Here is a 25,543-nt window from a genome sequence, read left to right as displayed (position 1 = left end):
AGTCGCAAGTTAGTAAAATATCCTTTTTATTTAAGTAAATCTATCCATTGCTTTTTTACCACTTCCCAATCAAATTCGGTCACCGTGTCTTTTGCCTTTTTGGAAATATTGACTGCCAAATTAGAATCTGTTATCAATCGATCAATCTGCAATGTCATTCCTTTAGTATCATTATCGGAAACCAGTAACGCATTGACATCGTGCTCCAGCAAAAAAGGAATACCTCCAACATCGGTAGAAACTACCGGCAACCCAAGAGCCATTGCCTCGATAACACTAATAGGCGTATTGTCAAAATGTGTAGTATTTATAAAAATATTGTATTCTTTAGAAACCTCAATCCAAGCTTCTTTGGATAATTTACCGGTAAACGTTACTTCTACATTGTTTTTCTGGGCAAAGCGAACCGTTTTTTCATAGCTGTCATCTTTCTTCGGACCAATCATACACAATTGGGCATCGGGATATATTTTCTTTATATTGATAAATACCTTGACGGCCATTAGCGGGTTGTATATTTTGGCAAACGACCTAACCCATAGTAATTTTGGCACCTTAAATTCTTTTAGGCTTTGAGGATAAATTTGGAGTTCAATAGTATTGGGAATGTACTTTAAATTAGTATAACCATTCTTTTTAAAAGCTTCATATAAATAATAGGAAGGAGCGATATTGACAAAAGCATTTTTAAAAATTAGATTGGAAAAAAATCTTGTCCTCACAATTCTGCTTGGCAAATCACCACCATGCAATTTTGGAATGTATTTTACGCCTAAAACTCTACACAATTGGGAAATAAAAAAAGCATACCAAAAGTTTATAGTACTGTAAGTGTCAATTAAAACATAGTCCACTTTTTTAGCATACTTAAAAGTCATTCCTATCATTTCCAACATCCTAAAAAACTTATTCCTTTTAGAAGAAGCATAGTAAACCGTATATCCTTCAGCTTCTAAAAACGAACCAAGCGTTTCAATTGAGGTTGAAGTGAAACCATGATTGGACAACTTATTCCCTATGTAAAGTAGGCTACTCATCCATATATACCTTTAATAGTGAAAACGAATATACGAAAGCCGGTGCAGCTATTCTCATAGCAGCGTGATTAATTGTAAGTATCCAAAATACTAAAAAACAAAAAATATAAATATTTTGCTTGTTGTCAAGGTATAAAAACATTGGGGTAGTAAAAACAATCATCAGGGCAATAATTCCCAAAGTACCATGTTCAGCAATTGTTCTTGTTAGCTCGTTATGTGAGGCAACAATCAAACCTCCTGTTTCTTGTTCTCTGACTTCAAGCCCTTTTCCAACACCTATTCCAAATACCGGGTTATCTTTAAAAGAGTCAATTTCATTATTCCAAATTTCTTCTCTTCCGGTAAACTGGCTTTCTTTTACTCTTCCGGTTGCATCTTGATTGGCATAACGCTTATCAATTAAGCCACCGGTTTGATTTGAAGTATAAATCCAAGTAAAGGCAAATCCTAACACAAAAAAGAGCAAGAACATATTCAACCTATACCTACCTTCACTTCGAGTATTTACATACAAAAAGAAAATTAAAATAAGAATCATAAATAAACCTGTAATCATTCCTCCTCTTGAAAAGGTAACCAATCCTCTATAACTGATATTGAAAAGAACAATTAAATTAACTACAAAAATTAGTTTGGATTTTGACTCTAAAACCAACCTCGAAAAAAACACAAACATTCCAAGTCCTAATACAGTAGCCACCTGATTAGGACCAAATCCTCCTGATGTTTCAAGGTTAGAACCTGTACTTACTAAGATGGTTTTTAATTCCGGTGTGTAAAAAATAAGATATACAGTTGTTGCTATAATAGGCAGACCCATTGACAATAGGATATTGTTCAATTGAGAAAACTTAATTTTTCTATTATAAGTATAAATGGCTGCTATACCAAGACAAGCCGGTCCTGATATATTAAATGACAATGAGTTACGAAGATCTGATTTTAAATTTAAAGTCTCAGTGGCGACAATCACACCCGGAAATAACAATACTAAGTATATCCAAAAAGGAATGGCATTCTTTGAAAAACCACTATAATACATTCCTAACAACATGAAAATCATTATACTGTATTTAGAAAACTCATAGAGTATATTGCCTCCTGTCATCCTGAGAAAAACCTCACTACCAACGATATAGGCCGAAACAAAAAGAACTTCATTGTTTACATTTCTATTTTTAATAATAAAATATAATCCAACAAAAAATATTAATATGGCATAAATTTTAGAAAAGGCAGGAAACGAATAGATTAGCAAACCTAAAAGGGCATGTGCTACAACTAATAGTATATAATTTTTGTCTTTCATTGGTTAAAACCCTTTTATCCAATTTAAATATTGGGTAATGACGCCTTCTTCTGAATGATTTTTTAGTATGGTTTGATGCAGCGCTTCTCCATATTGTTCTCTCAGAACTTCACTATTTATAAGCTCTAATAGACTTTCATAAAAAGCATCTACTTCATTTACACCAACAATAAAACCGTTAATTCTATTTTTAATAATCAAGGGAATCTCACCCACATTAGTAGAAACAACCGGCTTTTTGCACAAGCCATATTCTATTAAGGCTACCGGCAACCCTTCTGATTTTGAGGTCAAGATAGCTATTTCAACCTGATTAATGATGGGAACCACATCATTTTTAGAGCCATAAATAAAAACGGTATTCTCTAATCCTTTATTGGCAATAGTTTCAAAAATATGTTTAGAATAATCATCTTCGAAATCTTTTCCAACCAAATGGAATGTCCAGTCGGAATGTGACTCTTTTACTTTTTCTGCTACATTCAACAGTAAAAAATGATTTTTCTGATCTCTTAAATTGGCCAAACACAATATGCGTTTGCCCTCAATTCCCTTTAATAAGGTCTCGACTTTTACCGTTGAATCTTCATTGGTAAAGTTAGGAAAATAAACGACTTTTTTGCAATTAAGCTCTTTTTCGGCCCAATCTTTAAGCTTGTAATTCACGACTATAATGCCTTTGAAAAAAAAGGAAGCTATTTTGAGCACCAATGATTTTTGCGTACTGATAAATTCACTCAAACCGTTGTGATCGTGCCAAATGATTTTAATTTTCGGATAAATTATTTTTACCAATAAGGCTGTAAAATAAGAGCTACTGTGCGGTTGTAAAAACTCAACTTTATTGGTTTTACAGTATTTTTTCAAATGAAAAGCCGCTTTAAAATCAAGGGTTTTTGTCTTTTTCAGAAAAAGATAAGATACCGAATCACTCAACTGCCTTTTCAAATGACCTTCAGCTCTGGTCGCCACTAATCCGGAAAATTCTATTTTCTTCGAAAGCGCATTGGCATAATTAATCGCCATTTTTTCGGCGCCGCCCACTTCTAAAGAATCTATGATTTGAACTACTCTCATGACTGTAAAAGTTGTTTGATTTCAGTCTCAAAAACATCTAAAGTATAACGTCTCGACCATTGGATGGCATTATTCACTTTCTCTTGGTACAACTTATTGTCTTTCAAAATTGATTCTATTTTAGTGACATCATGTTCTAATTTTAGCTCTAAAAGCAGTCCGCGATTTCCATTTTCTAACATATTTGGAACACAAGATACTTTGGAAGCGATTGGCAAACAACCCCAAAACATGCCTTCTGCCACCACTTTGGGCCAACCTTCACTCAACGAAGGTAAGACCACAAAATGATTTTCGAGGTAAGCTTGCTTAATGGTTTCCTGACTTTGATTACCTTTCAGAAAAACTATATTTTCAAGCGAATGACTAACGATGTAATTTTCGATTTCTTTACGTTCAATTCCTTCGCCAAAAATAGTCAACTGAACGTCATATCCTTTCTTATAAAGTTGTTCCACCAATTCAATGGCATACAAAGGTTGCTTTCCGTTTGATAAAGTTCCAACAAAAACAAAATATATTTTTCCTTCTAAAGTTCTTGGTCTAACATCAATCTTGTCTTTTTCAAAATAACTTGCCGTGAAAAACGGTTTGATATTTTTAGTGCTGTTTTCCCATTCACCATATACCAAAACCTGCATTTTCTTGGTCAAAAAAGTATTGCTCAACAACCATTTTTGCAAGCGATAACTCAACGGTTGTTTCGCTTTTACATCCCAATTTCCGGCATATTTGGCGGTTTTGGGTTTCCCCGGAAACAAAATTTGAACCAAACAACCCAACAAACCCATATTTCCCGGACATCTTAGGTGAATATGATCGGATTGTTTCATGGCTTTGTAAATTTCAAAAACGATTTGGGGTAATTTGAACAGCGTTTGAAAAGTTGATTTTAAAGATAAAAAATGATACGAAGCCACTTTTCTGAATTCGATATTTTGATGATTGTATCCAATATCAATGGCAGTTTTATCTTTTAAATTCAAAGGCGCAACCAAGATGACTTTATCGACATATTTCGACCAAATATTCATCTCTCTCACATAGGGCGAATACGCGAAGTATGCTCCATTTTGAAAGCCGTGAGCAACATGTGTAATGATACAAAAAGTCATGCCGGTTTAAGATTCTGTTTTGGGTTGGTCAAAAAGCAAACTTACCAAACCTATGGTTCTTCCCAAAGATTCGGTCAACGCTTCCTGACGTTTGTTAGTGGTAAAGATATTGCTAAATCTGATGATTATCAATAATAATGAAATGGCGGTCCATTTTAACTTGGCTTTCAATGATGGTTTTGGATATTTTACACGCCATACAAACCAACCGTTTCTGGTTACCATTTTGCCATATTGGTATTTATTAGGCCTACCCGATTGGTCGTGGTAATGCGATAATTGGGCTTTGGTTGTAATGACATTTTTACCCAATCGCTGTGCTCTGATGCTAAAATCGGCATCTTCATACAAACCATAACCTTCAAAATAATGCGAGAATTTAATCGAATCAAAAACCACCTTTCTGAACGAGAATGACATACCAATCAACAAATCAACTTCATAAATTTTATCTGTTAAAGGAAATCCACACGTTCGTCCATGAGAGAACTCGGGCATTCGTCCCGGACCTAAATCAGATTGCAATCCGAAATAATTTCTCAGAATATTTCTTGAACCTTCAGGATAAACATGACCTTCAAATTCAAAATATTGGTATTTATTATAAACCTTATTTGACTCTTTTTTGATCCATCGGTTTTCATTGATGGCAATTCCGGCAACGCCTACAATGGCATCGTCGCTTTGATAAGCTTTAATAATTTCCTCAAAATATTTTGGTTCCAAAACCGTATCATCATCCAAAAAGCAAATTACTTCGGCTTCCGGCGACACTTTGGAAACCCCAAAATTACGTTGCTTGGTCAAACCTCTGTGTTCTTTGGGCACTTGGAAATAAGTCAAATTTTGAAAAGAATGTTGTTCAATAATCGCTTTGGTTTCCTCATTTACAGAACCATCAACAATCAGAATTTCATTGGGATAAAGTGTTTGTTCCTTTACCGAAGTCAACAACTTCAATAAAGGATTCGGTCGCATATAAGTACAGATTACCAGCGTAAAATTCATCTTATTCCTTCTTTAATTTTGTTGCCCAAAAAACACTAACATTCCATTTTTTTCTAAACAATTTGATATAGCCAAAAGGATTCAGGAAAAAACTTTTATTCAAATTTTTAAAGAAAAGCGTGGTTTTATAACTCCGTAATTGCTCTTCAGTATCGTACAGCAAACGAAACAACATAACGGTTGGCGATGGTTTTGGCGGAATTACTTCTTCTTGCCAACGCAAGGTAGGTTTGGTTCTGAATCCGCCCATCGGCGCTTTTAAATGTAAAATATTGGAAGTAGAAATATACAAAATATCAAATCCTCTTTGTCGCAATTGCATTCCGAAATCATTGTCTTCTCCAAAACCAAATTCGTAACCCATATTAAATCGAAGACCTTTAAGGCAAGAAGATTTTACAAAAGCATGACCTGCGCCAAAAACGGTAAATTGCTTTGGCGTTTGTCGCTCAATAATTTGTGTTTTCAAATGACAAGCCACCAAAAATACTTCGTTACCGGTTGATCGAAACGATTCCATCGCCTTTTCAAGTAAATTATTTTCGAAAACAATATCATCATCGGCCAAAAAACAAAACTCGCTTTCTATCAAATCCAATCCAATATTTCTTGCATTACAAGCGCCACTTTGATGGGTGAAATGGTGTTTGATAGTAAAAGGCCACGGGTTATTTTGAATAAAATCCAATTCGGAAACACTGTCTTCTAATGGATTTTGTTCAATGATGATTACGTTAGTCGGTAAATGAGTTTGTGATGCCAAATGGTTAAGCACATCAAACAAATATTGTTTTCTTCCGATAGTGGGAATCAACACATCTATCGTACCTTTTTCAATGATGGATTTGGTAGAAATTAACGGAATTTGGTTTAATCGCTCGGGGTTAAAACTTCTCTTTTTATAAAACAAAGAAGTGACCAATGGCATTAAAGGAAATCGCTTTTCAAACAGTAATAAATTGAAAAACAAAAGAAAAATCCAACGCGTTCGGTAATGTTGTTTGGTGAATTTAAAAAGTTGTGAAAGACTTTCCTTTGGAACAGACTCTTCAATACTTTTTCCCTTAAGTAATTTCGGTTCGGAATAGCATAACAATCCGTGAACAATAGCTCTTTTGGCAAAGGAATGAAGAAAATAATCAAAATTGTTTTCAACTTTTAAATCAAGTTTACAAGCTTTTAAAACTGAAGCTTGAATTGCGCCAACTTGACTACTCGTTTGCCAAGTAGCATATCGAACTTCTTTATTGATTTTAATAAAAGGCGAATCTTCGATATAACCCAATTCTCTTCCGAAATAATTATTGTCCGAAGGATTGAACGAAAAAAGCAACTTTTGGTGATGGAATAAACTTTCAACAACGGCAACATTCAAATGATTTCTTTGACTTTCGTGACACCAAACCAATATTTCATGCTCCAATTGATCCGCAAAATCAAGTAACACCGCCACTACATTCCGATGGATTTCCTTCGAAAAATCGGACGCCGTATCGGAAACGACTTCGGTTACTTTTGATTTGTTGTGATAAATTATAATCATGACTGTTCTTTGCTTTATTTCAGATTAGGTCCGGCGAACGTAATAATTTCATTACCTCTGAATCTGACCGTTTTGTGCGGATAATTCATTTTTTTGAAAAATTCTTCCACTTTGATATGCGTTTTTTCACCATTGACAACGTGATAAGAAGCGATGGCAAAATTGGGTTTCAGCGTTTTAATCGTTTCAACACAACCATCAAGTGCTTCAATTTCGGCACCTTCGATATCCATTTTGATAAAATCCAATTTGGCAATGGCACTACTTTTCACCCAATTGTCAATAGTCACCGCTTGCTTCTTAACGCAATGTTCTGCATCGGGCATCCAAACCGCGGAAGAACCAACTGTTCCGACTTCGTAAAAATCAATCAGCTCATTTTTATTCCAAAGAAGTAAATCCTGAATGATTATATTGTTCGTTAAATCTTCGTTTAGACTGATATTTTTATGAATTCTTTCGATATTGAATTTATCCGGTTCAAAGGCAAATACTTTTCCGTTTTGACCTACCAATTTGGAGAAGAAAACAGACAAATGCCCACAATTGGCACCTGCATCAATTACAATATCCTCATTTTTTACTTTATAAAAATGTTGGTAATAATTAAAATCATCGACAATTGGATACAAAGCTTCGTTAGTAATCAAAAAAAGATTCTGAAAAGTAGTTTTGTAAGTTGCTTTTCCGTTGGTTTCAACCAAATCAAAAGCCACATTTTTCGGCTTCAACAACCTATAGTAAAATAACTTAAAGCGTTCTTTGACATTTCCTTTCGGCACCAATTGGCTGAGTATTTTTTTTAATGCCTTTTTCATTGGATTATAGATTTATAAAAATCGGCACTTTGCTTGGCTACTACTTCTATGCTGAATTTTTGTTCGACTTTTTTTCTCGCGGCGGCACCAAATTGATTTCTCAAAGCTTCATTTTCGAGTAATGTGATTATTTTTTGGGCAAATTGTTGGTGTTCTCTTGGAGGAACCAAAAAGCCATTAACGCCATTGTCTATAACCTCTGTTGCCCAACCAATATTGGAAGCCACGATGGCTTTTTGCATCGCCATTGCTTCTATCCATGAAACCGGTAAAGCTTCCGCAAATGTAGGGAAAACGCAAACGGTTGCCGCATTAATATGTTCCTTGATGGTTTCATAAGGAACACTTCCCAAATAGGTTACCTTTTGAAAAGCAGCTTTATCAAATAAGGGTTGCATCATTGACCAAACAGAGGAATTTCCGGTAACGATATCCGAAGCATCTCGTCCGATGATGATTAGTTTGGCTTGATTATTTTCTTTGTAAACTTCATTAAAAATCAAAGGCAATTCGAGTGACCCTTTTTTTCGGATGAGTGTCCCAAAGTACAAAATGGTATTTTCTTGTTGGATATTTGAATCATTATTCGAAAAATTCTCCAAATCTATACTATTGGGAATAATCGTAAAATCATTTTTTAACGAAAATAATTCCTTCGTCACATCGGCTGTGTATTGGCTAACCGAAAGCAAGGCATCAGCGTTTTGCAAAGCTTTTTTCTCTCGAAATTTATTGAGAGTTTTAACCGGTCTTTGGTCCAAATGACAAAAATAAGTATCCGAACCATTGAGCCGAATCACCACAGGACAATTGGGTTTAATTTCGGAAGTGATTCCGGTCCAATCCGGTGCTTCTACAATATCAAGGGCTTTGTTTTTGACTAAAGTATTGATGACTTTTTGGATTTTCTTTTGGGTCAAAAGTCTGGAAAAACCTTTTAGCTTGACGTTTTTGATTCGGTAATAATGAATATTGTTTTCAGTAAAAACCTCATCTTCTTTTTGGCCGTAAACTAAAACATAAACTTCATGTCCGGCTGTCGTCAAACCTTTGGCCAAATTCAAAATACTCGTCCCTATTCCACCGGACGAACCCATTTTGGGATGCGGAAATTCGGGTGTTAGAAAAGCCACTCTCATGTTAGTTCGGGAATTCGTGAATGTAATACGCCGATAAATCTTTATCGATAATGGTCATCTTGGAAGGCAAAACCGTTTTTCCTTCCGGAATATCGTCGGTTACCACAGCATTCGCACCGATTACTACATTATTGCCAATAGTAATATTGCCAAAAACACCTGCATTCGGACCGATAAAAACGCGATTACCAATAGTGGGCACACCTATCTTTTGACCATAATTGCTGACACCAATCGTAATACCTTGAGAAATATTGCAGTTTTCACCTATGACGCTATCGCCATGGATTACGACATTGCCAAAGTGACCAATGTAAAATCCTTTTCCTATTTCTGTTCGATAAGAAATATCAAAACCATACTTGACTTTAAGCCGTCTTAACCAAAGGAAAAAAAAGTAAAATAATAAGCGATTCTTAGTACGATAATGCTGTACTAAACGAAAAATAGTCATGAATTTTAAACCCGGAATCGGATGCGAAATAAAGACAAAGAACAGCGTTCTAAAATTGATTTTAGAAAGGTTATATCGTTTATAATCTGCTAAAAGTAGACTTTTAACCATACTAGTCTTTTATTATATTTCTTATGGCTGTCCAAATTCTCTCCGAAGCCAATTCGGGCGGATGCTGATTGATTTTTTCAAACCATTGTTGGGCATTGACAATGATAGCATTGGCTTCATTACCCATTCCTTTTATAAGGCAATCTTCCATTTCAGCTGGACTATTAATCCACAAAACCGAGTCTATATTCGGCATTGATCTGAAATGTATAAATTTATAAATATTTTTTACAGTCCAATGTGGAAATTGCACATTCGGAATATCATAATTGATATAAGCGCAAGGCTTTTGAAAAGATACATAATCAAAAACCATTGACGAACCCAAATTAACCACCATCTCCGTGTGAGCAATCGTATTCATTTGAAGCATCAAATCTTCTTTGGTTGGCAAAATGTCGTGCCAGGCTTCACCCATTTTTTTCCATTTGGGATTGACACTGACAATTATATCTTTATATTGCTCTAAAACAGCGTCATAACGGTTTGAAAAATCAACCGGACATCTTCTGAAAACAATGCCTAAATTATGCCCTTTTTGATTGAGTTTTGCCACCGCTGCAGCAGTATCTGACAAATAAGTTGGATCGTTCGGTGAAGTGGTCACATCATCTCCCGAAAAACATATATATTTTTTAGCTAAATCTAATTGGTATTCCTTGAAAAAAGCTTCTTTTGAAACTAATAAGTTCTTTTCGATATGGGTTTCAAACTGTGGCGTTCCGGTAACAAACACCTGATTTTCTTTGAGATGCGGATAATAATACAACAACTCATTTTTCATGTGATTACTCCAAACAAAGTAGTAATCAGTTTCAATAATTTTGGTGGCTTTGGGCAAATTATCCCATGAGAAAATAAACGTTGCAGTCGGAATTCCTAAATCCTGCGCTGCCAATATAGGTGCAATCGCCAGCATCATTCTTTGATTGGTACAAAAAACAAAATCGGGTTTCTCTTTTTCAAGTGTTTCCAGACTGTCGAAATACAATTTGGTCTTTCGTTCCTGCTTGACAATATTTTTTCTGATTCGATTTAACCCTTTTTCAGAGTTGTTCCAAAAAACCAACCAATTAGTACTAACGCTTTTTAGTGATGATTTAATATCTCGGTAAGAAAATGGAAATCTATAAGAATCGTATACTTTATCTTTTGATTTTTTGATACTAAGATTTAGCTCAATTTGGGTTTGCGCTTTTTTTAAAATATCGGTTAACGGATGTACTTTGGCATTTTGAAAGCATATTTCTTTGAATCCCAATTCACTTAAATTAAAAGGCGTATTATTCCAAAAAGAAATGTCATTTCCCTTATTTATACCAATGCTGTGAAAATTGGTAAAAGCAAAGTTCTTTAAACCCACACCATCAGGAAGCAAAATAAATATTTTTTTATTTTCAGAATTTATCATTTTTTCAAAATTTGGGCCGTATTAATCCATTGCCAAATGTGAAAACTACTTTGATTATCTCCTTTAAAGAAATTATCCAATTCGTTTTGCAACTGTTTTTTATCAAACCAATTATTCTTTTCCAATAGTCCAACTTCAGCCATTACCCAATCTTTTAAATCGGCTGAAAGCCATTCTCTTTGTGGTGTTTGCAAAGGTCTTTTGGGTGCCAAAACTAAGTCTTTTTGCAAAAACTTCTCGGCTATTTTACGAAGCATCCATTTTTGAGCACCATCTTTTATTTTAAAATCGGTTGGTCGGCTGAAAACATATTCTACCAATTCATAATCCAAAAACGGTTCGCGCAATTCTGTGCCATACATCATAGAAACCCGATCATTGAAACGCAATGCTCTTGGGATTTTGGTATAAAATAAATCGCGGTATTGCAAATTGAGTAAATGGTCTTCAAAAGGCTTTGGATAGTTCGTTTTACCGTAATCTTTAGCAAAATCACTGTCTAAAACACCGATTCTAAAAGGTGACTTTGTTACACCTTGCACTACACTATTTGAATTGGAAACATAATAATCATAACCTGCCCAAGCTTCGTCTGAACCTTGTCCGTCAAGCAAAACCTTTACCCCTTTTTCGCTGGCTGTTTTAAAGATTTTAGCATAAGCAATCGTTGGAACACCACCATAAGGTTCAGCCTGATGTTGTGCCATTTTAGAAGCCAAATCCGGAATTTCATTTGCAGATAGAGAACAAACATTCAAATGATAAGGTCTTTGTTCGAGCATCAGTTTTACCCAAGGCAATTCATCATAGCGCTCGTCATTGGTTACAAAAGTAAAAGCCTCAATCGTTGATTTGTCTATATTTTGTTGGTCAATCAGTGCCAATAAAGTACTCGAATCCAAACCACCGCTCAAATTAAATCCGATAGGAACATCGGCTCTGAATCGGAAATTGATAGCTTTTAGAAGCAAATTGGTGATGTAATCTTCTTCGTTTTGCTCAAAATGATTTTGCAATTTCACAATTCGTTCTTCAAAATGATACCATTTTTTAATTTGTAAATGGTTGTTTTTTAAAGTCAAAAAATGTCCGGCTTCGAGTTGGTGTATGTTCGTCCAAAAGGTCTCATTGGGCAAACCATAACTGCCTTCGGAGAAAAAGTTAAGCCAAACCTTCTCGTTTGGAATTTTAGCAATATCGGCTGCAAAAAGCGTGTTGATTTCTGAAGCAAAATAGAAGTCATTTTGGTCGAAAAAATAATAAAACGGCTTTACACCAAAGCGGTCTCGTGCGGCAAATAACGTTTGTTCTTTGAGGTTCCAAATGGCAAACGCGAACATACCGTTGCATTGGTCCAAACACTTTTCACCCCATTCGCGGTAAGCATTAAGTAAAACTTCGGTATCTGATTGGGTTTTAAAAGTATATTTAGGTTGGAGCAACTTTCGCAATTCCAAATAATTGTAAATCTCTCCATTGAAAATCAGCACAAAATTGCCGCAATCGCTAAAAAAAGGTTGGTTTCCGGCAGCGGATAAATCAATAATACTCAAACGGTTGTGACCTAAAGCGATTTGGTTTTCAATCAGCCATTTTCCGGTAAAATCAGGTCCGCGGTGTTTTTGTACACCGAGCATGTTCAACAAAGTATGCTGATGGGCATTGGGTCCAATGATTCCGGCAATTCCGCACATAAGTTATTATCTTATTCTATAATTAATAGCCGTTTTGATTTTATAAACCACATAATCTATCTGTTGTTTCAAAGTTGGATTGGTAAAAATCAGTTGCAATCCACCGGAATAAGTGTCAGAAGGAAACGGTCCGTAATCCGGACTTTTATAATTTGAAATCACTCTGGTGTACAATGATTTAGGAAAAATATCTCTGATAATTTTTAATTGCGGAATTCTGTCGCCTTCTATGATGATGATACCATTATTCGTAATCATATTCTTGATTTTCAATACATGTTCATCAGTACCGTCAATAATGATTAAATCAAATTTTTGAGTCGTTTCAATATCTTTTAACGTATTGAAAATTTGAACTTTGGAATAATACTCTTTTAAATATTTGGACAAGGCATTCAAACAAAACTCGTTGGCTTCAGTACCTACGTAATTCAATTTTCGATGCTGCTTTTGATAAAAATCCTGAATACAATAAGCAATAGAACCGATTCCGAGTCCTAGTTCTAATACATTTTCGGTTTTGTATTTGTCCACAATATCCACTATCGTTTTCAAGGCAAATTCAGAGGCAATATGTTGGTTTCCTTCCAGACCGGAAAAATATTTAAACGTGGTTACTGCAATATCTTTATTACTCATTGGGTTATAATTTGTTTAGTAATTTTTCTGCCTTTTCCCAATCTTCCATAGTGTCGATATTCACGTGAAATTCAGGATTACTTTCAAGATAGGCTATCTTATTTCCGTAAAGACTCCCGTTTTTAATCACTTCTGTTTTGGTCACATAGATAGAACCGTCACGGTGAAATGCTTTAGGTAATGCTTGTCTTCGGGGAATAATGGTCGCTTCACCGGTAGCAATTTTTAACAAACCATTTTCAGTTTCTTCAAACGCCCAATGTGGATTGTATTCCAACGGTATCGGTAAAACACTAACCAAACAATCAGCATTGGTATTTATAAATTGTGAAATGGCTTTGTCTATACAGCCTTTTTCACGAAACGGACTGGTCGGTTGTAACAAACAAACGGCATCAAAAAAGATATTTTGAGCTTCAAAGAAAGCAATGGCGTGTTGCACTACTTCGAGTGAAGTTGAAGTGTCTTCAGCCAATTCCGCCGGACGAATAAATGGCGGTTTACAACCGTAAATTTCTGCGGCTATTGCAATTTCTTCATTATCTGTTGAAACCACTACTTGCGTTAACAATGTTGATTCTTTCGCAGAATCTATGGTGTATTCAATTAAGGGTTTTCTACCCAATAATTTGATGTTTTTTTTAGGAACGCCTTTCGAACCACCACGAGCCGGTATTAATCCTAATATTCTCATTAATAGGTGATTGTTTTATGAAACTGCAAAGGCAAATCTTTGAGCAGTTGCGCTATTTTAATTCCGGCGTCGCCTCCGCCATAAATATCAGATTTTGGTCTTTCTTTTTTGGTTAAAAGGGTTGCGATTGCTGCTACAATTTCTTCTTCAGCATAACTTACATCCACTACATTTTGACCACGGTCACGTCTGTTTTGGCGCGAACCGATATTGATTGTCGGAACGCCAAGATATGCACACTCTCGAATTCCTACGCTCGAATTCCCAACCAAACAAAGAGAAGAATGCAATAAATTCAAAAAATCATCACCTTCCATATTTTTGAAAAAGTGAACATTACTCATCTCGTATTTTTCGCGAAACGAACGAATTCCGGTCGAAGTTCCATCGGCTCCGGCATCTACATTGGGCCAAAACCAAAGCGTTGGCTTATTTATTTTTTGAATCGCTCTTAAAGTCGCTTCTATGTGTTTTCTGGAATCTTGGTATTCGTTGGTCACCGGATGTTGCATCACGACGATGTAGCCGTTACTCAAATCAGGTTGTGAACCAACACCACCATATTTTTCATAAGGATTGAACGTTAGTGCATTATTTTTGGCTACTTCCTGAGCAATGTCGATGGACGGACAACCCGTATTGAAAACCAATGATTCATTTTCTCCCAATTGAATGACCCTTTGTTTGGCATTTTCGGAAGCTACAAAATGATAATCGGCTAATTTGGTAATGGCGTGTCTGACTTTCTCATCAATATTTCCGGTTACTTCGCCACCTTGTATGTGTGCCAAAGGAATATTCATATAAGAAGCGGAAATCGCAGTCGCCATCGTTTCAAATCTATCGGCAACGGTTACTACAATATCGGGACGAAGATTGTCAAAAACAGTAGACAATTCAAGAATTCCGATTCCGGTGGTTTTGGCTGCTGCAGTTAGGTTTTCACCTTCTAAGACATTAAACACTTTGGCGGCAATTTCGAAACCGTCTTTTTCTATATAATTCACCGCACTTCCGTATCGGTCGAGCAAAGCAGAAGCCGCGACAATGAGTTGCAACTCTAATTCAGGGTGTTTTTTGATAGCGGTTAAAACGGTTTTAACTCGGCTATAAGATGGTCTGGCTGTAATAACGACAGCTATTTTTCTGGTGTTGCTCATGCTAAGTCTTCTTCATTCAAAAAATCCCATTGGGACATATTGGTATTCAATTGTCTTCCGATTACTTTTTCAAAATCGGCTGCGGAAATGCCGTAACCTTTGGGCTTTTTACTTTCTAAATCCGCAAAAGTCAGGATATGACCTTGTGGTAAATTTTTATTGATGGCCAATGATTTTTCAAAGATGCTTTTAAGTTCTCTGAAATCTTCATTGCTGTTTTTATTGATTGGGTTATTTTGGGCTACATGAATTTCATTTACTGCTTCCACCAGTTGTTTGGTTTCTTCTAAGGTCAATGACGCAATCGCATCAGGGCCAAACATCGAACGGTTAAAAACCACATGAAATTCAAGTATCTCGGCACCAAGCGCTACAGCGGCAATTCCGGTTGAAATTTTAGCTGAATGGTCTGAAAAACCAATGGTCACTTTATACCTTTCTTTTAATTCCGAAATCACATTCAGTCCGAATTGTTCCGGTTTTGTCGGATAAGCTGTGGTGCATTGCAAAATGGAGAAATCCGCCTTTTTACTTTTCAGAAAGTCAACCGTTTTATCTAATTCGGCAAAACTGCTCATCCCTGACGAAATGATGATTGGCTTTCCGGTTTGGGTAATTTTTTCGAGTAAAAGAAAATTATTGACTTCTCCTGAACCTACTTTATAAGTATGAACGCCAACTTCCTCCAGCCAATCCACGGCTAAATTACTGAATGGCGAACAAATAAAATCCAAACCCACTTCATCACAATGTTTTTTAATGCTTTTCCATTGTTCCAAGGTAAATTCCATTCGTTTCCAATAGTCATAACGCGTGGCATCTTCTTTGGAAAATTTGACCCGAAAAGGTTCATGAATACTGCTTTCCGCTTCGGCTATGTGCATTTGGAATTTAATTGCCTGAACACCGGTTTGTGCCACGGCATCAATATAGGAATGCAAAATTCCCAAACTTCCATCGTGAGCTTGCGCAATTTCGGCTATTAAATAAGGTTTGTTGTTCATTAAAAAAGGTTGTAACGGAAGTAAAAATAAGTATTTTTATGCTTTAAGGTATAATTTTACGTGCTTTAATTTGGGGTAAATATTAAATGCTGTTTATGTTAATTCCTTTGGTGGATACAACATTTTGCTAGAGTCAAAAATAACACTTTTGATTCAGACGCTATTTATCTTGGAGTATTTCATTCAGTCTCAATTTAAAATTGGCATTGCTAAAATAATCTCCGAATGGATAAACCGGTTCATCAGACTTTATCCTGGAGAGAATAAGTTGTTCCAACTTATCTTGTATTTCCTTTTTATCATCCATAGTGGCAATATACTTTTCGTCTTTAATAATAGTTCTCAATTCACTCACTTGAGGAGAAATAGACAATACCGGTTTGTTAAAAGAGGCTAAAAACGGTGCTTTACCCACTAGAATATTACAATATAACGGACCGTTTTCTAAGATGATATTGATATCGGCAACATGGGTTTGTTCATAGCATGAATTGGAAAAATTCAAAGTATCTAAAATAACAATGTTGGGTGTTTTAGCATATCGTTCTGCAAGTTTTTTGAGATCAATTCCTTTTAATCTCAAGATAAACTCAGTTTTTTCACTGTAGATTGAATTACTATGAACCAATGCTTCATAAGCATCTAAAAGGTTTTCTATATTTCTGCCAAATTGAATCGCACCATGATAGGCTATGGTTATGGCTTTACCTTTTTTTAAGGCCTTATCAGTATCTGATAAATCAAAAACACTTTCACAATATTGATGAGGCAAACTGTAAAACTTCTTTCTCGAACCATACAAAAACTGCATGTCTTTTGCCATTGCATTGGCGGAACTCATACAGGTTTTGGCTTGAGAAACCACTTTTTGCATCGATTTCATTTGAAACAATTCTAAATTGGTTAGCTCTTTTGTTGTTCCGACATACCAAAAAATCGGATACGGATCGTGAAAATTAACAATGGCCTTTTTTAATATCGGAAGATTTTTACACCCTAAAATTGTTTCATGAGCCAAACCGGCACTTCTGATAAAAATATGGTCATACCCTTGATAATCAATCTTTCCAATGTAAGAACCATAAACCTTATTAATGTGTTCTATGGCTAATGAAACGCCAAACAATCGCCAATAAAATTTATTAATTAATTTGGTTAAAAAAGGAATTTTTAAGTTTAAAACGTGGCTTTCTATGGAATCAACAGGTAATAAATGCAATTGATCATCACTCGGCTGACTTTTAAGATAAACTACATTAATAATCGCATTCGGATGAGCGTTTCTTAATCGGTATAAAAAGGAGCGAGAAATGATACCCTGACTGGTTCCGGACACTCTTAAATCTTGCTCGATTATTAAAATTTTCATTTGTTTTTTATTTTAAGGCTTTCCTAATCCTGTAAAAACTTAACCTTACCGGCAAAATAACATAAAAAAAACGCCATTTGAGTTGATCTATCTTGGACAGTTCAAGGATAGTTAAAATTTTTTCAAATAAAGCATACTCTTTAAAATTTATTGAAATAGCCATAAAATAACGGACAATAGCATAAGACAATAATTTCTTTTCTTTCAAATTTTTTATTACCAACAATATTGCATTAACATAAGATTCTCTTCTAATCGGGTTATGATTATAAAACTCTCCTGTGTTTGATTCAGGATGTTTACGGCCATAGAACAAGCATTTGTCAATGGAAATCCCTTTGTATCCTGAAGAAACAATTCTGGAGTACAATTCCCATTCTTCCGCATACATCAAATGTTCTTCAAACCTATTGTGCTCAAAGCATTCTTTTTTCCACATTACAGCGCAAGAATTAAAAGGAAGTTCATTCTTAATCATCGCTTCTACATCATTCTGGTCGATGTAAAATGAGGTGTAATCTTTGGAAAAATCAAATTGATAATCAAAAACACCAAAAAAGACATTTCGGATATAACGACAAAAATAAATATTGGTATCAGCCAATTCAGAAACACACAATTCTAAATTTTGCGGATGCGGAAGATCATCGTCATCAAAAAAGATAATACATTCACCTTTCGCCAAATCTAAACCATAATTTCTACAACCCGGCAAACCTTTTATGTACTTATCGGAACGTTTTAAAAACTGAAAACGCTTGTCCTGACTGAGAATAGGTGCGATAACTTCGGCTGTGTTATCCGTTCCGCCATCATCAATAATGAGACATTCCCAATCGGAAAACGTCTGATTTTGAATGGACAGCAAAGTCTCCAAGATAAAATTGGCCCTGTTATAGGTTGCCATGATTATGGTTACTTTTACTCCGTTCATGCTGTTATGGTTAAAAACATTGGCTTATTTGTTGGATACTCTTTTCTTGAAAAATTCATTTATGGTGCTCCTATTCAGGTTGGTTAAATAATGCCACCCTAAAAACCCCCAATCTTTAAATTGCAATGGTCTGATTTTCTTTAGTTCTTCTTGATACTTTCTGAGTATTTTGATCCGTTGGTATTTGGTATAATAGTTTAGTTTTTTTTCAATCAAAAAAGTATAAAAGGCAACAAGAGAATTGCTTTTCAGCGGTAAATTATCTTTTTTACCGGTAATATTCAAACCCGATAAACGGACACAAACTACACTTTCGTTGATGGAATAAATTGGTTTATCTTCAGCAAAATCGAGCCATGCCCTATCATCACTATTCCAAGCCAATGGATAATTGTAAAATCGGTGCTTTTCAAAGGCACTTTTCAAAAATACATATTCTGAAAGTGAACTTCTGGAAATTTTCATGAGCTTTCTAAAATAAGAATCGGTAGCGCTTTCCCAAATCGGATTGTTACATACTGCGGCTTTGTGCTTGGTTTCCTCTACTATAGTTTGTGAGGCAAATCGAACCAAATTGGTTTTAGAAAGAAATTGAGGAAGTTGAGCATAAAACTGCTCTACAACCGTATCAGTTAAGTAATCATCATCGCCTAAAATCATGAGCCATTCCTCGTTTTTAGTAAGCGAAATGCATCGTTCCCATTGTTTGACCAAAGCTTTCCCACCCAAATTATCATCAAAACGATGGTAAACCCATTGGAACTTATCTTTGAATTTAGCCAACATATCTTTGGGGGTTTCCGGACTCGCATCATCACCTATATAAACTGTAAAACGCTGGTCCGTTTGGTTGGCCAACGAAGCTAGGGTTTCCTCAAAAAAAGCGAGTTTGAAATACGGAATGACGATGGCTAACATTACTTTTTTTTAGTTTTATACAATCCAAATATAGAAAAACCAAAAAAGGTTTTACAAAATAAATCGATTACAAATTTCTCACTTTTTAATTGGGCTGCGTGATGGGTTTCCGTTTTTTTATACAGTAAAAAAAGATCCAAATAATGCTTTTGACATTGTTCACTGTACTTTTTAAATATATAGTCGTTGTTGGCTTGTTGCATCGCTTCTGTGAACGATCTGATCATGGACTTTTTGGAGACATAATATCGGAAAGTGATTTTGTTTAAATGATGGAATTGAACATTTAAAACTCCTAAAGCTATCCAAAAATCCCAATCTTCATGGCCTTGATAGGGCATATTTTCATCATAACCACCAACCTCAACCCACAACTGCTTTTTGTAAATGGCACAAGCATCAATATAATTGGCGGCCAATATTTTTTTGAAATCGTAAGGTTCAACTTCCCAAAGACCTTGCTTTTCTCCGAAATAGGCGGCATGTCCGTAAACCACTCCAATATTGTTATTTGCTTCAAAAACAGTGATGGCCTCTTTAGCAAAATCTGCCATCAACAGATTATCTGAATCCAAAGGTAAGATGTAGGTTCCTTGCGCTTTTTCAATTCCAAAATTGCGGGTTTTGCCTAAACCTTCATTGGATTTGGTAAAATATTTAAACCTGTCGTCCTTTTTCACCCAACTTAAAGCGATAGCTTCTGTGGTATCGGTTGAACCATCATTGACAATTATGGCTTCCCATTTTTGGAAATTTTGCGCAACGACGGATTCCAAAGTAGCTTCTAAAGTGGCTTCAGAATTATAGCACGGAATAATGATACTAAGCACAGGATTCATAGGTATCGATAAGATTTTATCAAATTAAAAAACAAATGCAATTTCCTTGCTATTTTTTGGGAAGGATGTTTATAATTCGACACATTAGACAAAGACTTTTTGATTTTTTGAGAGACTATTAATTTCTCCTTTTCCGTAAGATAAAAATAAATCTTTTTGTAAAAAAGCAGGTATTTATTTTCTGCTTCTACGGGTTTCACTTTCGACCAAATGCCGTCACCATGAATGCGATACACGCTCATAACTTCATCTATACAGGCAATCTTTTTTTGCTGACTTACCACTTTATATACTCCTAAATCTCCGAAAGGCAAAGTAGTAATCCAGTCAGGAATAATCAAATTTTCTTGATTCCTGAACATTACACTGGCGGTTGTAATAAAATTATAATACCGCAACAATTCTTCATAAGAAAAAGGAACAGTATTAAATGGCTTGGGCACTTTATGTAATTTCAATTCAGCATCTTTCAACATATTAGCTCGGGTAAAGCAAATATTGCAGTCTTGGTTGGCTTCCAAAAAATCAACTTGTTTTTGTAGCTTTAATGGATCAGTCCAATAATCATCACCTTCACACAAGGCAATATATTTTGCTCCGGTTTCAATACAATGTTGGTACATAAAAATCCCGTTAGGACTAGCGCCTAAGTTTTTTTCGTGTAATATTAATTCGATTGTATCAGGGTATTTCGCTTTATATTCCTGAAGCAGTTTTCTGGTAGTATCTGTAGAACAGTCATCGCCAATATACAGTTTAAAATCAAAATTGGTTTGTTGCATTACAATAGACTCCATGGCCTGTACAATATAAGATTCATGATTATAAGTCACCATCCATACTGCTACAAAAGGGTTTCTATTATTTTCAACTTCCAAATCCAAATCCTGACTTTTCATTACTGTAGTGATCTCTAAAAATTATCTTTTTACAAATAGTATGTTGAAAAGATTGGGTTCGTTGGGAACATTGAATCTTTTATCTTCTACAAATCCATTCTCATTCAAAAGCGAAATTATACTTTTAAAATTAGGATCGATTTCATTCAATTCAAAAATAATTCCTTTTAGTTCTTTACTTTTCAGCGTTTTAGCAGCACCAATTAAAAAAGGCATTTCAGAACCATCGATATCAATCTTTAGATAATTGGGTGCCGGATAAATTCCTTCTTCCACAAAGCTGTCAATAGAAATCAACTGAATCTCTTGATTTTCAACAAAATTGAAGTTCAAATCATTACGAATTTCGCCATGCTCAACCACTTTCTGATGTCCGCCTTCCCAAGGTTGTCCAATGTTGATAATCGCTTTTCCATTTTTGGCTCCAACTCCTGCGTTTATGGCTTTAAGTCTATCTTCGCCAATATTGTTGATTGCTATATTTTGTGAAAAAACAGAGAAATTTTTGGCTTCCGGTTCAAACGACACTACTCTAACGCCTTTTAAAGCGGCGTATAAAGAAAAACGGCCTTCGCAAGCACCTAAATCATACAGCACTTGATTGGGTTTTATGGTATCAATAAAATCCAGGTTCTCGGTTTCATAATTCATTCTGGCGCATAGCTCAAGTGAACGTGTATAAGTCATTAATTTAAAGTCTATTCCACGAACTTCTACTTCGCTGTATTTCTTTTCTTCAGTGTTCATTTATGAGTAAATTTTTGATAGGTCATCTATTGACGGGAAGTCTTTTGTAATCAATTCTTCCATCGGTTTATAAATATAAGGATGCGCAAATTTTCTTTGGATAAAAGACGAATCCTCTAAATCATTGTACCTGAAATGGCAACTCCATCTGGGATTATTGGTGATGTTATCGCCGCTTTGGTGAATTAAAAAAGAAGAAAAAAGTAAGGCGTCACCGGCATTAAGTTCTACAGAAATTAATTTTTCTTTTTCGGCTTCGCTTAAAACCACCATACCGAAACCATTTTCAATATGATCTGTTCTTAATCCGTCCAAATGACTTTTAGGCAATACTTCTAAGGCGCCCAATTCTTTATTGATATCAACTAAGGGTATCCAAATCACAACAGAATTCAACGACCCTTGCATACTTCTCCAATCCTGATGGGCATCGACGGTATGAAATACTTTTTGTTTGGCTAACTTAGGATGATTAAAATACAAAACAGGTCTGGTGCTGACAATGGGTGTTTTCAGTCCCATTTTTTTGAGCAGTTCCACAATTTTAGTATCAAGAGACAAAGTGTGTAGGCTAATCAAATGCTGCGCTTGTTTACCGCAATTGGAAAGACACTCTAAATCGTCTTCAAACAAACGATATAAAAAACTGTTGAATTGGGCTTCGTTAATCTCTTCTAAAACACATTGTGCAACATATTTTTTTTCTATAAACTGCCTTAAAAAAACATTTTTCGCGTCTTTTAAAACTGCTTCAATCGCTTGTTTAGGAAAAAAATTCTCCAAAATTAGGTATCCGTTTTTATTAAAAAATTCAATTTCCTCTTTCATAATTCAAAAAAAACAATTTTAATTTGATTCAACTTATTCCTAAACATCTTCTCCAAAATCATTTGTCTTACTTAAAAATTGGGCACAATAATTTTTTTCTTAAAAGCCTCAATTTCCAATTTTTCATACTCATAAGTGCTTAGTTTATTCACAATTTTACCTTTTTTATCTTTCAAGTTTAAAATGTAAAACTCAATCCAAGGTTCTTGCTTCCAAGGTTTTGAATTACCTTCATACTTAAAAGGCTGGTGCATCTGTTTTACATATATCGTTGCGCTCTTGTATCGATTTCTATTTTGATTGTCAAGCGAATACATCACAATCCCTTGCAATTCCTTTTCCATGGGTAAATTTAATGTAGAACTCGATAAAAAAGGTTCAGATCTTACTGCATCCATCATTCTAAAACAACTCAATATAAATCTTTCATTCCCAATTAACGGATGGTTTTCGCTAATGGCACCATCTTCATCAAAGTAATTAATTATTTCTACTTGTTTGTTATCATAATCAGTAAAGATAACTTTAAAATAAAGTCTATCAAACAGATGGTGATAATTAAATAAAGATATGGACCATGTAAATTTCCAAAACTTATAAGGTTGTATCGGTGCTATAAAAACCCTATCGATGTAACTCAATCTATAAGTTATTGCGTTTTGAGGAACGGTTTTGGGCAATTGGGTATTCTTAAAATTACCAAACTGCGCCGGATTGTTTAATTTCTTTAATCTGTAATCTCTGTACAAATCATGAGAACAGGACAAAATAGTATACCAAAAAATAACCATTCCAACACCTACAGAACTCAACACAGAATATTTGGCTTTGGGTTTTGTGAAATCTTCAACTTTATTATTTTTCTTAAAAAAAAATCGGCTTAACTTAACCGGTATATTGGTTAAAGACAAGAACAATAATATCATACAGAAAACAATTGGCCCGCCCATAATTCCAATTCCTGACATGGCAAAAGTTAGAAATAATGCCAATCCGAGAAAACACCAAATAACCAAAGACCAAGCTCTTTTAAATAAAAATAAAGGAAGCGCAATTACCTCGATAATGATGGTTGACCAATTAAAAAAATACATTAAGCCCTTATAATCCAACAGATTCCAAAGATACCTGTCCGGAAAAAATGAAATATTCAGAGAATAGTAAAATCCTAAACCTTCTTGCCATACCGGCCCTAAAAGTTTGTGTAATCCGGCAGCGGTCATCAATACCGAAGCGGAAAGACACATTAAAACAATTGCCCATGAGCCTTCATTCGTTTTCTTGCCTTTCCATAAGTCTACCGAAATAAAAATAGCATAAAAATTAAAAATGTTTTTCAGAAATATCTCCAAGGAAAAAGGAATAACCAAACCGCCTAACACAAAAATTAATATCCAAGCCAGTCTGATTCTGTAGCCAACCAATAACATCAATAAAGAGATTATGTAAAAGAAGGACAAGAGATAAGATTCTGTACTTGGTACTTCTCTTCCTAAAAGCAGTAAATTATAAGGTTCTAAGCCGTATTTAATTAAAGAGAAATGTTGAACAGCAGAAAAAAGGCAAAGGATAGCATACCCTTTTCTGGTAATGACCATCAATTGTGGGTTTACAGAAACTGACAACCAACTACTGATTCTTTTATAGGTTAAAATTACTGTGAGTAAAAGAGTAGAAATAAAGAAAAAAGACAAAGAAATTTTATTGATAAATCTTCTGAATACAGGATGCTGAAAATCACAAACTATATAGAGTAATTGAAGCATGGCACTTGCAATTGCTACATAAATTAAAATGGCTTTCCAATTGTAGGTCTTCCATTGGTTTATAAACTTCAAAATACTATTTTTTAGGGTCATCAATAAATTATTCTTGCCAAAGGGCATAGCCAAGTCCGGTTTTTCCAAACCCATTGCCATTGTAAAGCATAGCCAATTCGCTTTCGTTTTTAAAAACACATGGATAAGAAATCATTTCAGAATCCCAACCTTCAGCCGAAACATCAATTCCTGATAAATTATCTTTTCGTTCCCAATTCATTCCATCAGTTGATTCGGCATAACCGATACGATAAGAATTCTTTGAGTTGGTTCTGTAATCGCTTTTCTTTCTCTTGCCAAACCACATTTTATAAATATTATCGGTCTTGATTACTGATGCACTGACCAAACCGCCTTCGTCTTCCTTTAAGGCAATGGCTACTTTTCCGGTTTGCTTCCAATGAATACCATCCGGAGATTCTGCATATTTTATATTATAAATAGGTTCCGGTTTGTCTTCAAAAATCTCCCATTTGACACAAGACAAATACCACATTTTAAACACTCCATTATCAATCATAACATACGAAGTACCCGAAAAATAAGGTTCAATATGATTAACGGTAATAATTGGTCCTTCGGAAAATTTATGGAAGGTTTTCCCGCCATCTTCACTTATCGCCAATCCGACAGCATTTTGAAACGGAACGGTTTGTCTTGTGGTCCAACCAATGTAATACAAATACTTTTTATTCCCAACATTAATTATAGAAGAAGGCATGATACCCGAATCGTCAAAGGCGCCGAGATTTCCAAAAGGCAATAAAGGTTGGTTGTTTTCAAATAGAATTTGGCTCGGATTATTTTTAGCTACTTCGATGAAAGAAATAGTACTTTTTCCCAACGAATTTCTGGTAGCATAATAAATTCTGATTCTGTCGAAAAGGACATCGGCAACAGGAACTTGAGCATGACTTTTGTTCCAATCATGTTCAGCCTTTACGTTGTAAATTAATCCTTTCTTGTTCCACAT

Annotated in this window: 24 protein-coding genes; all 24 read right to left on the bottom strand. The window is 35.1% G+C overall.

The window, feature by feature from the left end:
- Nucleotides 1-26 precede the first annotated feature (26 nt).
- Nucleotides 27-1,037, bottom strand: a complete 1,011-nt coding sequence (locus C8C84_RS07730; protein WP_121312984.1) for a glycosyltransferase family 4 protein — start codon at nt 1,035-1,037, stop codon at nt 27-29.
- Nucleotides 1,030-2,349, bottom strand: coding sequence for an O-antigen ligase (locus C8C84_RS07725; protein ID WP_121312983.1), 1,320 nt, complete (start codon nt 2,347-2,349; stop codon nt 1,030-1,032). The genes C8C84_RS07730 and C8C84_RS07725 overlap by 8 nt, the downstream gene beginning before the upstream one ends.
- 3 nt (nt 2,350-2,352) lie before the next feature.
- On the bottom strand, nt 2,353-3,426 hold the full coding sequence (locus tag C8C84_RS07720; protein WP_121312982.1) for a glycosyltransferase: 1,074 nt from the start codon (nt 3,424-3,426) through the stop codon (nt 2,353-2,355).
- Nucleotides 3,423-4,541: a glycosyltransferase family 4 protein gene (locus C8C84_RS07715; RefSeq protein ID WP_121312981.1), complete on the bottom strand. Its 1,119-nt coding sequence runs from the start codon at nt 4,539-4,541 to the stop codon at nt 3,423-3,425. Before C8C84_RS07715 ends, C8C84_RS07720 begins: the two co-directional genes overlap by 4 nt.
- A gap of 6 nt (nt 4,542-4,547) precedes the next feature.
- Complete coding sequence (locus C8C84_RS07710; protein WP_121312980.1) at nt 4,548-5,549, bottom strand: glycosyltransferase family 2 protein; 1,002 nt, start codon at nt 5,547-5,549, stop codon at nt 4,548-4,550.
- Nucleotide 5,550: 1 nt separating this feature from the next.
- Nucleotides 5,551-7,092, bottom strand: coding sequence for a glycosyltransferase family 2 protein (locus C8C84_RS07705; RefSeq protein ID WP_121312979.1), 1,542 nt, complete (start codon nt 7,090-7,092; stop codon nt 5,551-5,553).
- Between the two features lie 14 nt (nt 7,093-7,106).
- Nucleotides 7,107-7,910, bottom strand: coding sequence for an FkbM family methyltransferase (locus tag C8C84_RS07700; protein ID WP_233549758.1), 804 nt, complete (start codon nt 7,908-7,910; stop codon nt 7,107-7,109).
- A complete protein-coding gene (locus C8C84_RS07695) occupies nt 7,907-9,049 on the bottom strand; it encodes a glycosyltransferase family 4 protein (RefSeq protein WP_121312978.1) in 1,143 nt (380 codons plus the stop codon). Before C8C84_RS07695 ends, C8C84_RS07700 begins: the two co-directional genes overlap by 4 nt.
- Before the next feature lies 1 nt (nt 9,050).
- Nucleotides 9,051-9,614, bottom strand: a complete 564-nt coding sequence (locus tag C8C84_RS07690) for a serine acetyltransferase (RefSeq protein WP_121312977.1) — start codon at nt 9,612-9,614, stop codon at nt 9,051-9,053.
- Nucleotide 9,615: 1 nt separating this feature from the next.
- The gene (locus C8C84_RS07685; protein WP_121312976.1) at nt 9,616-11,025 is read right to left on the bottom strand and encodes a UDP-glycosyltransferase; all 1,410 of its coding nucleotides are present in this window, start codon (nt 11,023-11,025) and stop codon (nt 9,616-9,618) included.
- Nucleotides 11,022-12,719, bottom strand: a complete 1,698-nt coding sequence (gene asnB, locus C8C84_RS07680) for an asparagine synthase (glutamine-hydrolyzing) (RefSeq protein WP_121312975.1) — start codon at nt 12,717-12,719, stop codon at nt 11,022-11,024. The genes C8C84_RS07685 and asnB overlap by 4 nt, the downstream gene beginning before the upstream one ends.
- A 6-nt stretch (nt 12,720-12,725) precedes the next feature.
- Nucleotides 12,726-13,358 (bottom strand): hypothetical protein, encoded by a 633-nt coding sequence (locus tag C8C84_RS07675; RefSeq protein ID WP_121312974.1) that lies wholly within the window; start codon nt 13,356-13,358, stop codon nt 12,726-12,728.
- Nucleotides 13,359-13,362: 4 nt separating this feature from the next.
- Nucleotides 13,363-14,052 carry a cytidylyltransferase domain-containing protein gene (locus C8C84_RS07670; RefSeq protein ID WP_121312973.1) on the bottom strand — a complete coding sequence of 230 codons (690 nt, stop codon included), beginning with the start codon at nt 14,050-14,052 and terminating at the stop codon, nt 13,363-13,365.
- Nucleotides 14,052-15,212 (bottom strand): UDP-N-acetylglucosamine 2-epimerase, encoded by a 1,161-nt coding sequence (gene neuC, locus C8C84_RS07665; protein WP_121312972.1) that lies wholly within the window; start codon nt 15,210-15,212, stop codon nt 14,052-14,054. Before neuC ends, C8C84_RS07670 begins: the two co-directional genes overlap by 1 nt.
- Nucleotides 15,209-16,216, bottom strand: coding sequence for an N-acetylneuraminate synthase family protein (locus tag C8C84_RS07660; protein WP_121312971.1), 1,008 nt, complete (start codon nt 16,214-16,216; stop codon nt 15,209-15,211). Before C8C84_RS07660 ends, neuC begins: the two co-directional genes overlap by 4 nt.
- A 160-nt stretch (nt 16,217-16,376) precedes the next feature.
- Nucleotides 16,377-17,585: a hypothetical protein gene (locus C8C84_RS07655; RefSeq protein ID WP_121312970.1), complete on the bottom strand. Its 1,209-nt coding sequence runs from the start codon at nt 17,583-17,585 to the stop codon at nt 16,377-16,379.
- 7 nt (nt 17,586-17,592) lie between these two features.
- The gene (locus C8C84_RS07650; RefSeq protein ID WP_121312969.1) at nt 17,593-18,519 is read right to left on the bottom strand and encodes a glycosyltransferase family 2 protein; all 927 of its coding nucleotides are present in this window, start codon (nt 18,517-18,519) and stop codon (nt 17,593-17,595) included.
- A 24-nt stretch (nt 18,520-18,543) separates the two neighbouring features.
- Entirely contained in the window at nt 18,544-19,437 is an 894-nt protein-coding gene (locus tag C8C84_RS07645; RefSeq protein WP_121312968.1) for a glycosyltransferase family 2 protein, read from the bottom strand.
- On the bottom strand, nt 19,437-20,276 hold the full coding sequence (locus tag C8C84_RS07640; RefSeq protein ID WP_121312967.1) for a glycosyltransferase family A protein: 840 nt from the start codon (nt 20,274-20,276) through the stop codon (nt 19,437-19,439). Before C8C84_RS07640 ends, C8C84_RS07645 begins: the two co-directional genes overlap by 1 nt.
- A complete protein-coding gene (locus tag C8C84_RS07635; RefSeq protein ID WP_121312966.1) occupies nt 20,273-21,175 on the bottom strand; it encodes a glycosyltransferase in 903 nt (300 codons plus the stop codon). The genes C8C84_RS07640 and C8C84_RS07635 overlap by 4 nt, the downstream gene beginning before the upstream one ends.
- Nucleotides 21,176-21,196: 21 nt before the next feature.
- The gene (locus C8C84_RS07630; RefSeq protein ID WP_121312965.1) at nt 21,197-21,922 is read right to left on the bottom strand and encodes an FkbM family methyltransferase; all 726 of its coding nucleotides are present in this window, start codon (nt 21,920-21,922) and stop codon (nt 21,197-21,199) included.
- Nucleotides 21,923-22,750, bottom strand: a complete 828-nt coding sequence (locus C8C84_RS07625) for a phytanoyl-CoA dioxygenase family protein (protein WP_121312964.1) — start codon at nt 22,748-22,750, stop codon at nt 21,923-21,925. It lies immediately after the preceding gene.
- Nucleotides 22,751-22,821: 71 nt separating this feature from the next.
- Complete coding sequence (locus C8C84_RS07620; RefSeq protein WP_147406825.1) at nt 22,822-24,588, bottom strand: hypothetical protein; 1,767 nt, start codon at nt 24,586-24,588, stop codon at nt 22,822-22,824.
- A 28-nt stretch (nt 24,589-24,616) separates the two neighbouring features.
- Complete coding sequence (locus C8C84_RS07615; RefSeq protein ID WP_121312962.1) at nt 24,617-25,543, bottom strand: hypothetical protein; 927 nt, start codon at nt 25,541-25,543, stop codon at nt 24,617-24,619.

Source organism: Flavobacterium sp. 102, from assembly GCF_003634615.1.
GTDB lineage: Bacteria > Bacteroidota > Bacteroidia > Flavobacteriales > Flavobacteriaceae > Flavobacterium.
The sequence above is the reverse complement of the archived record's forward strand: the minus strand, read 5'-3'. Positions and strand labels throughout refer to the sequence as shown.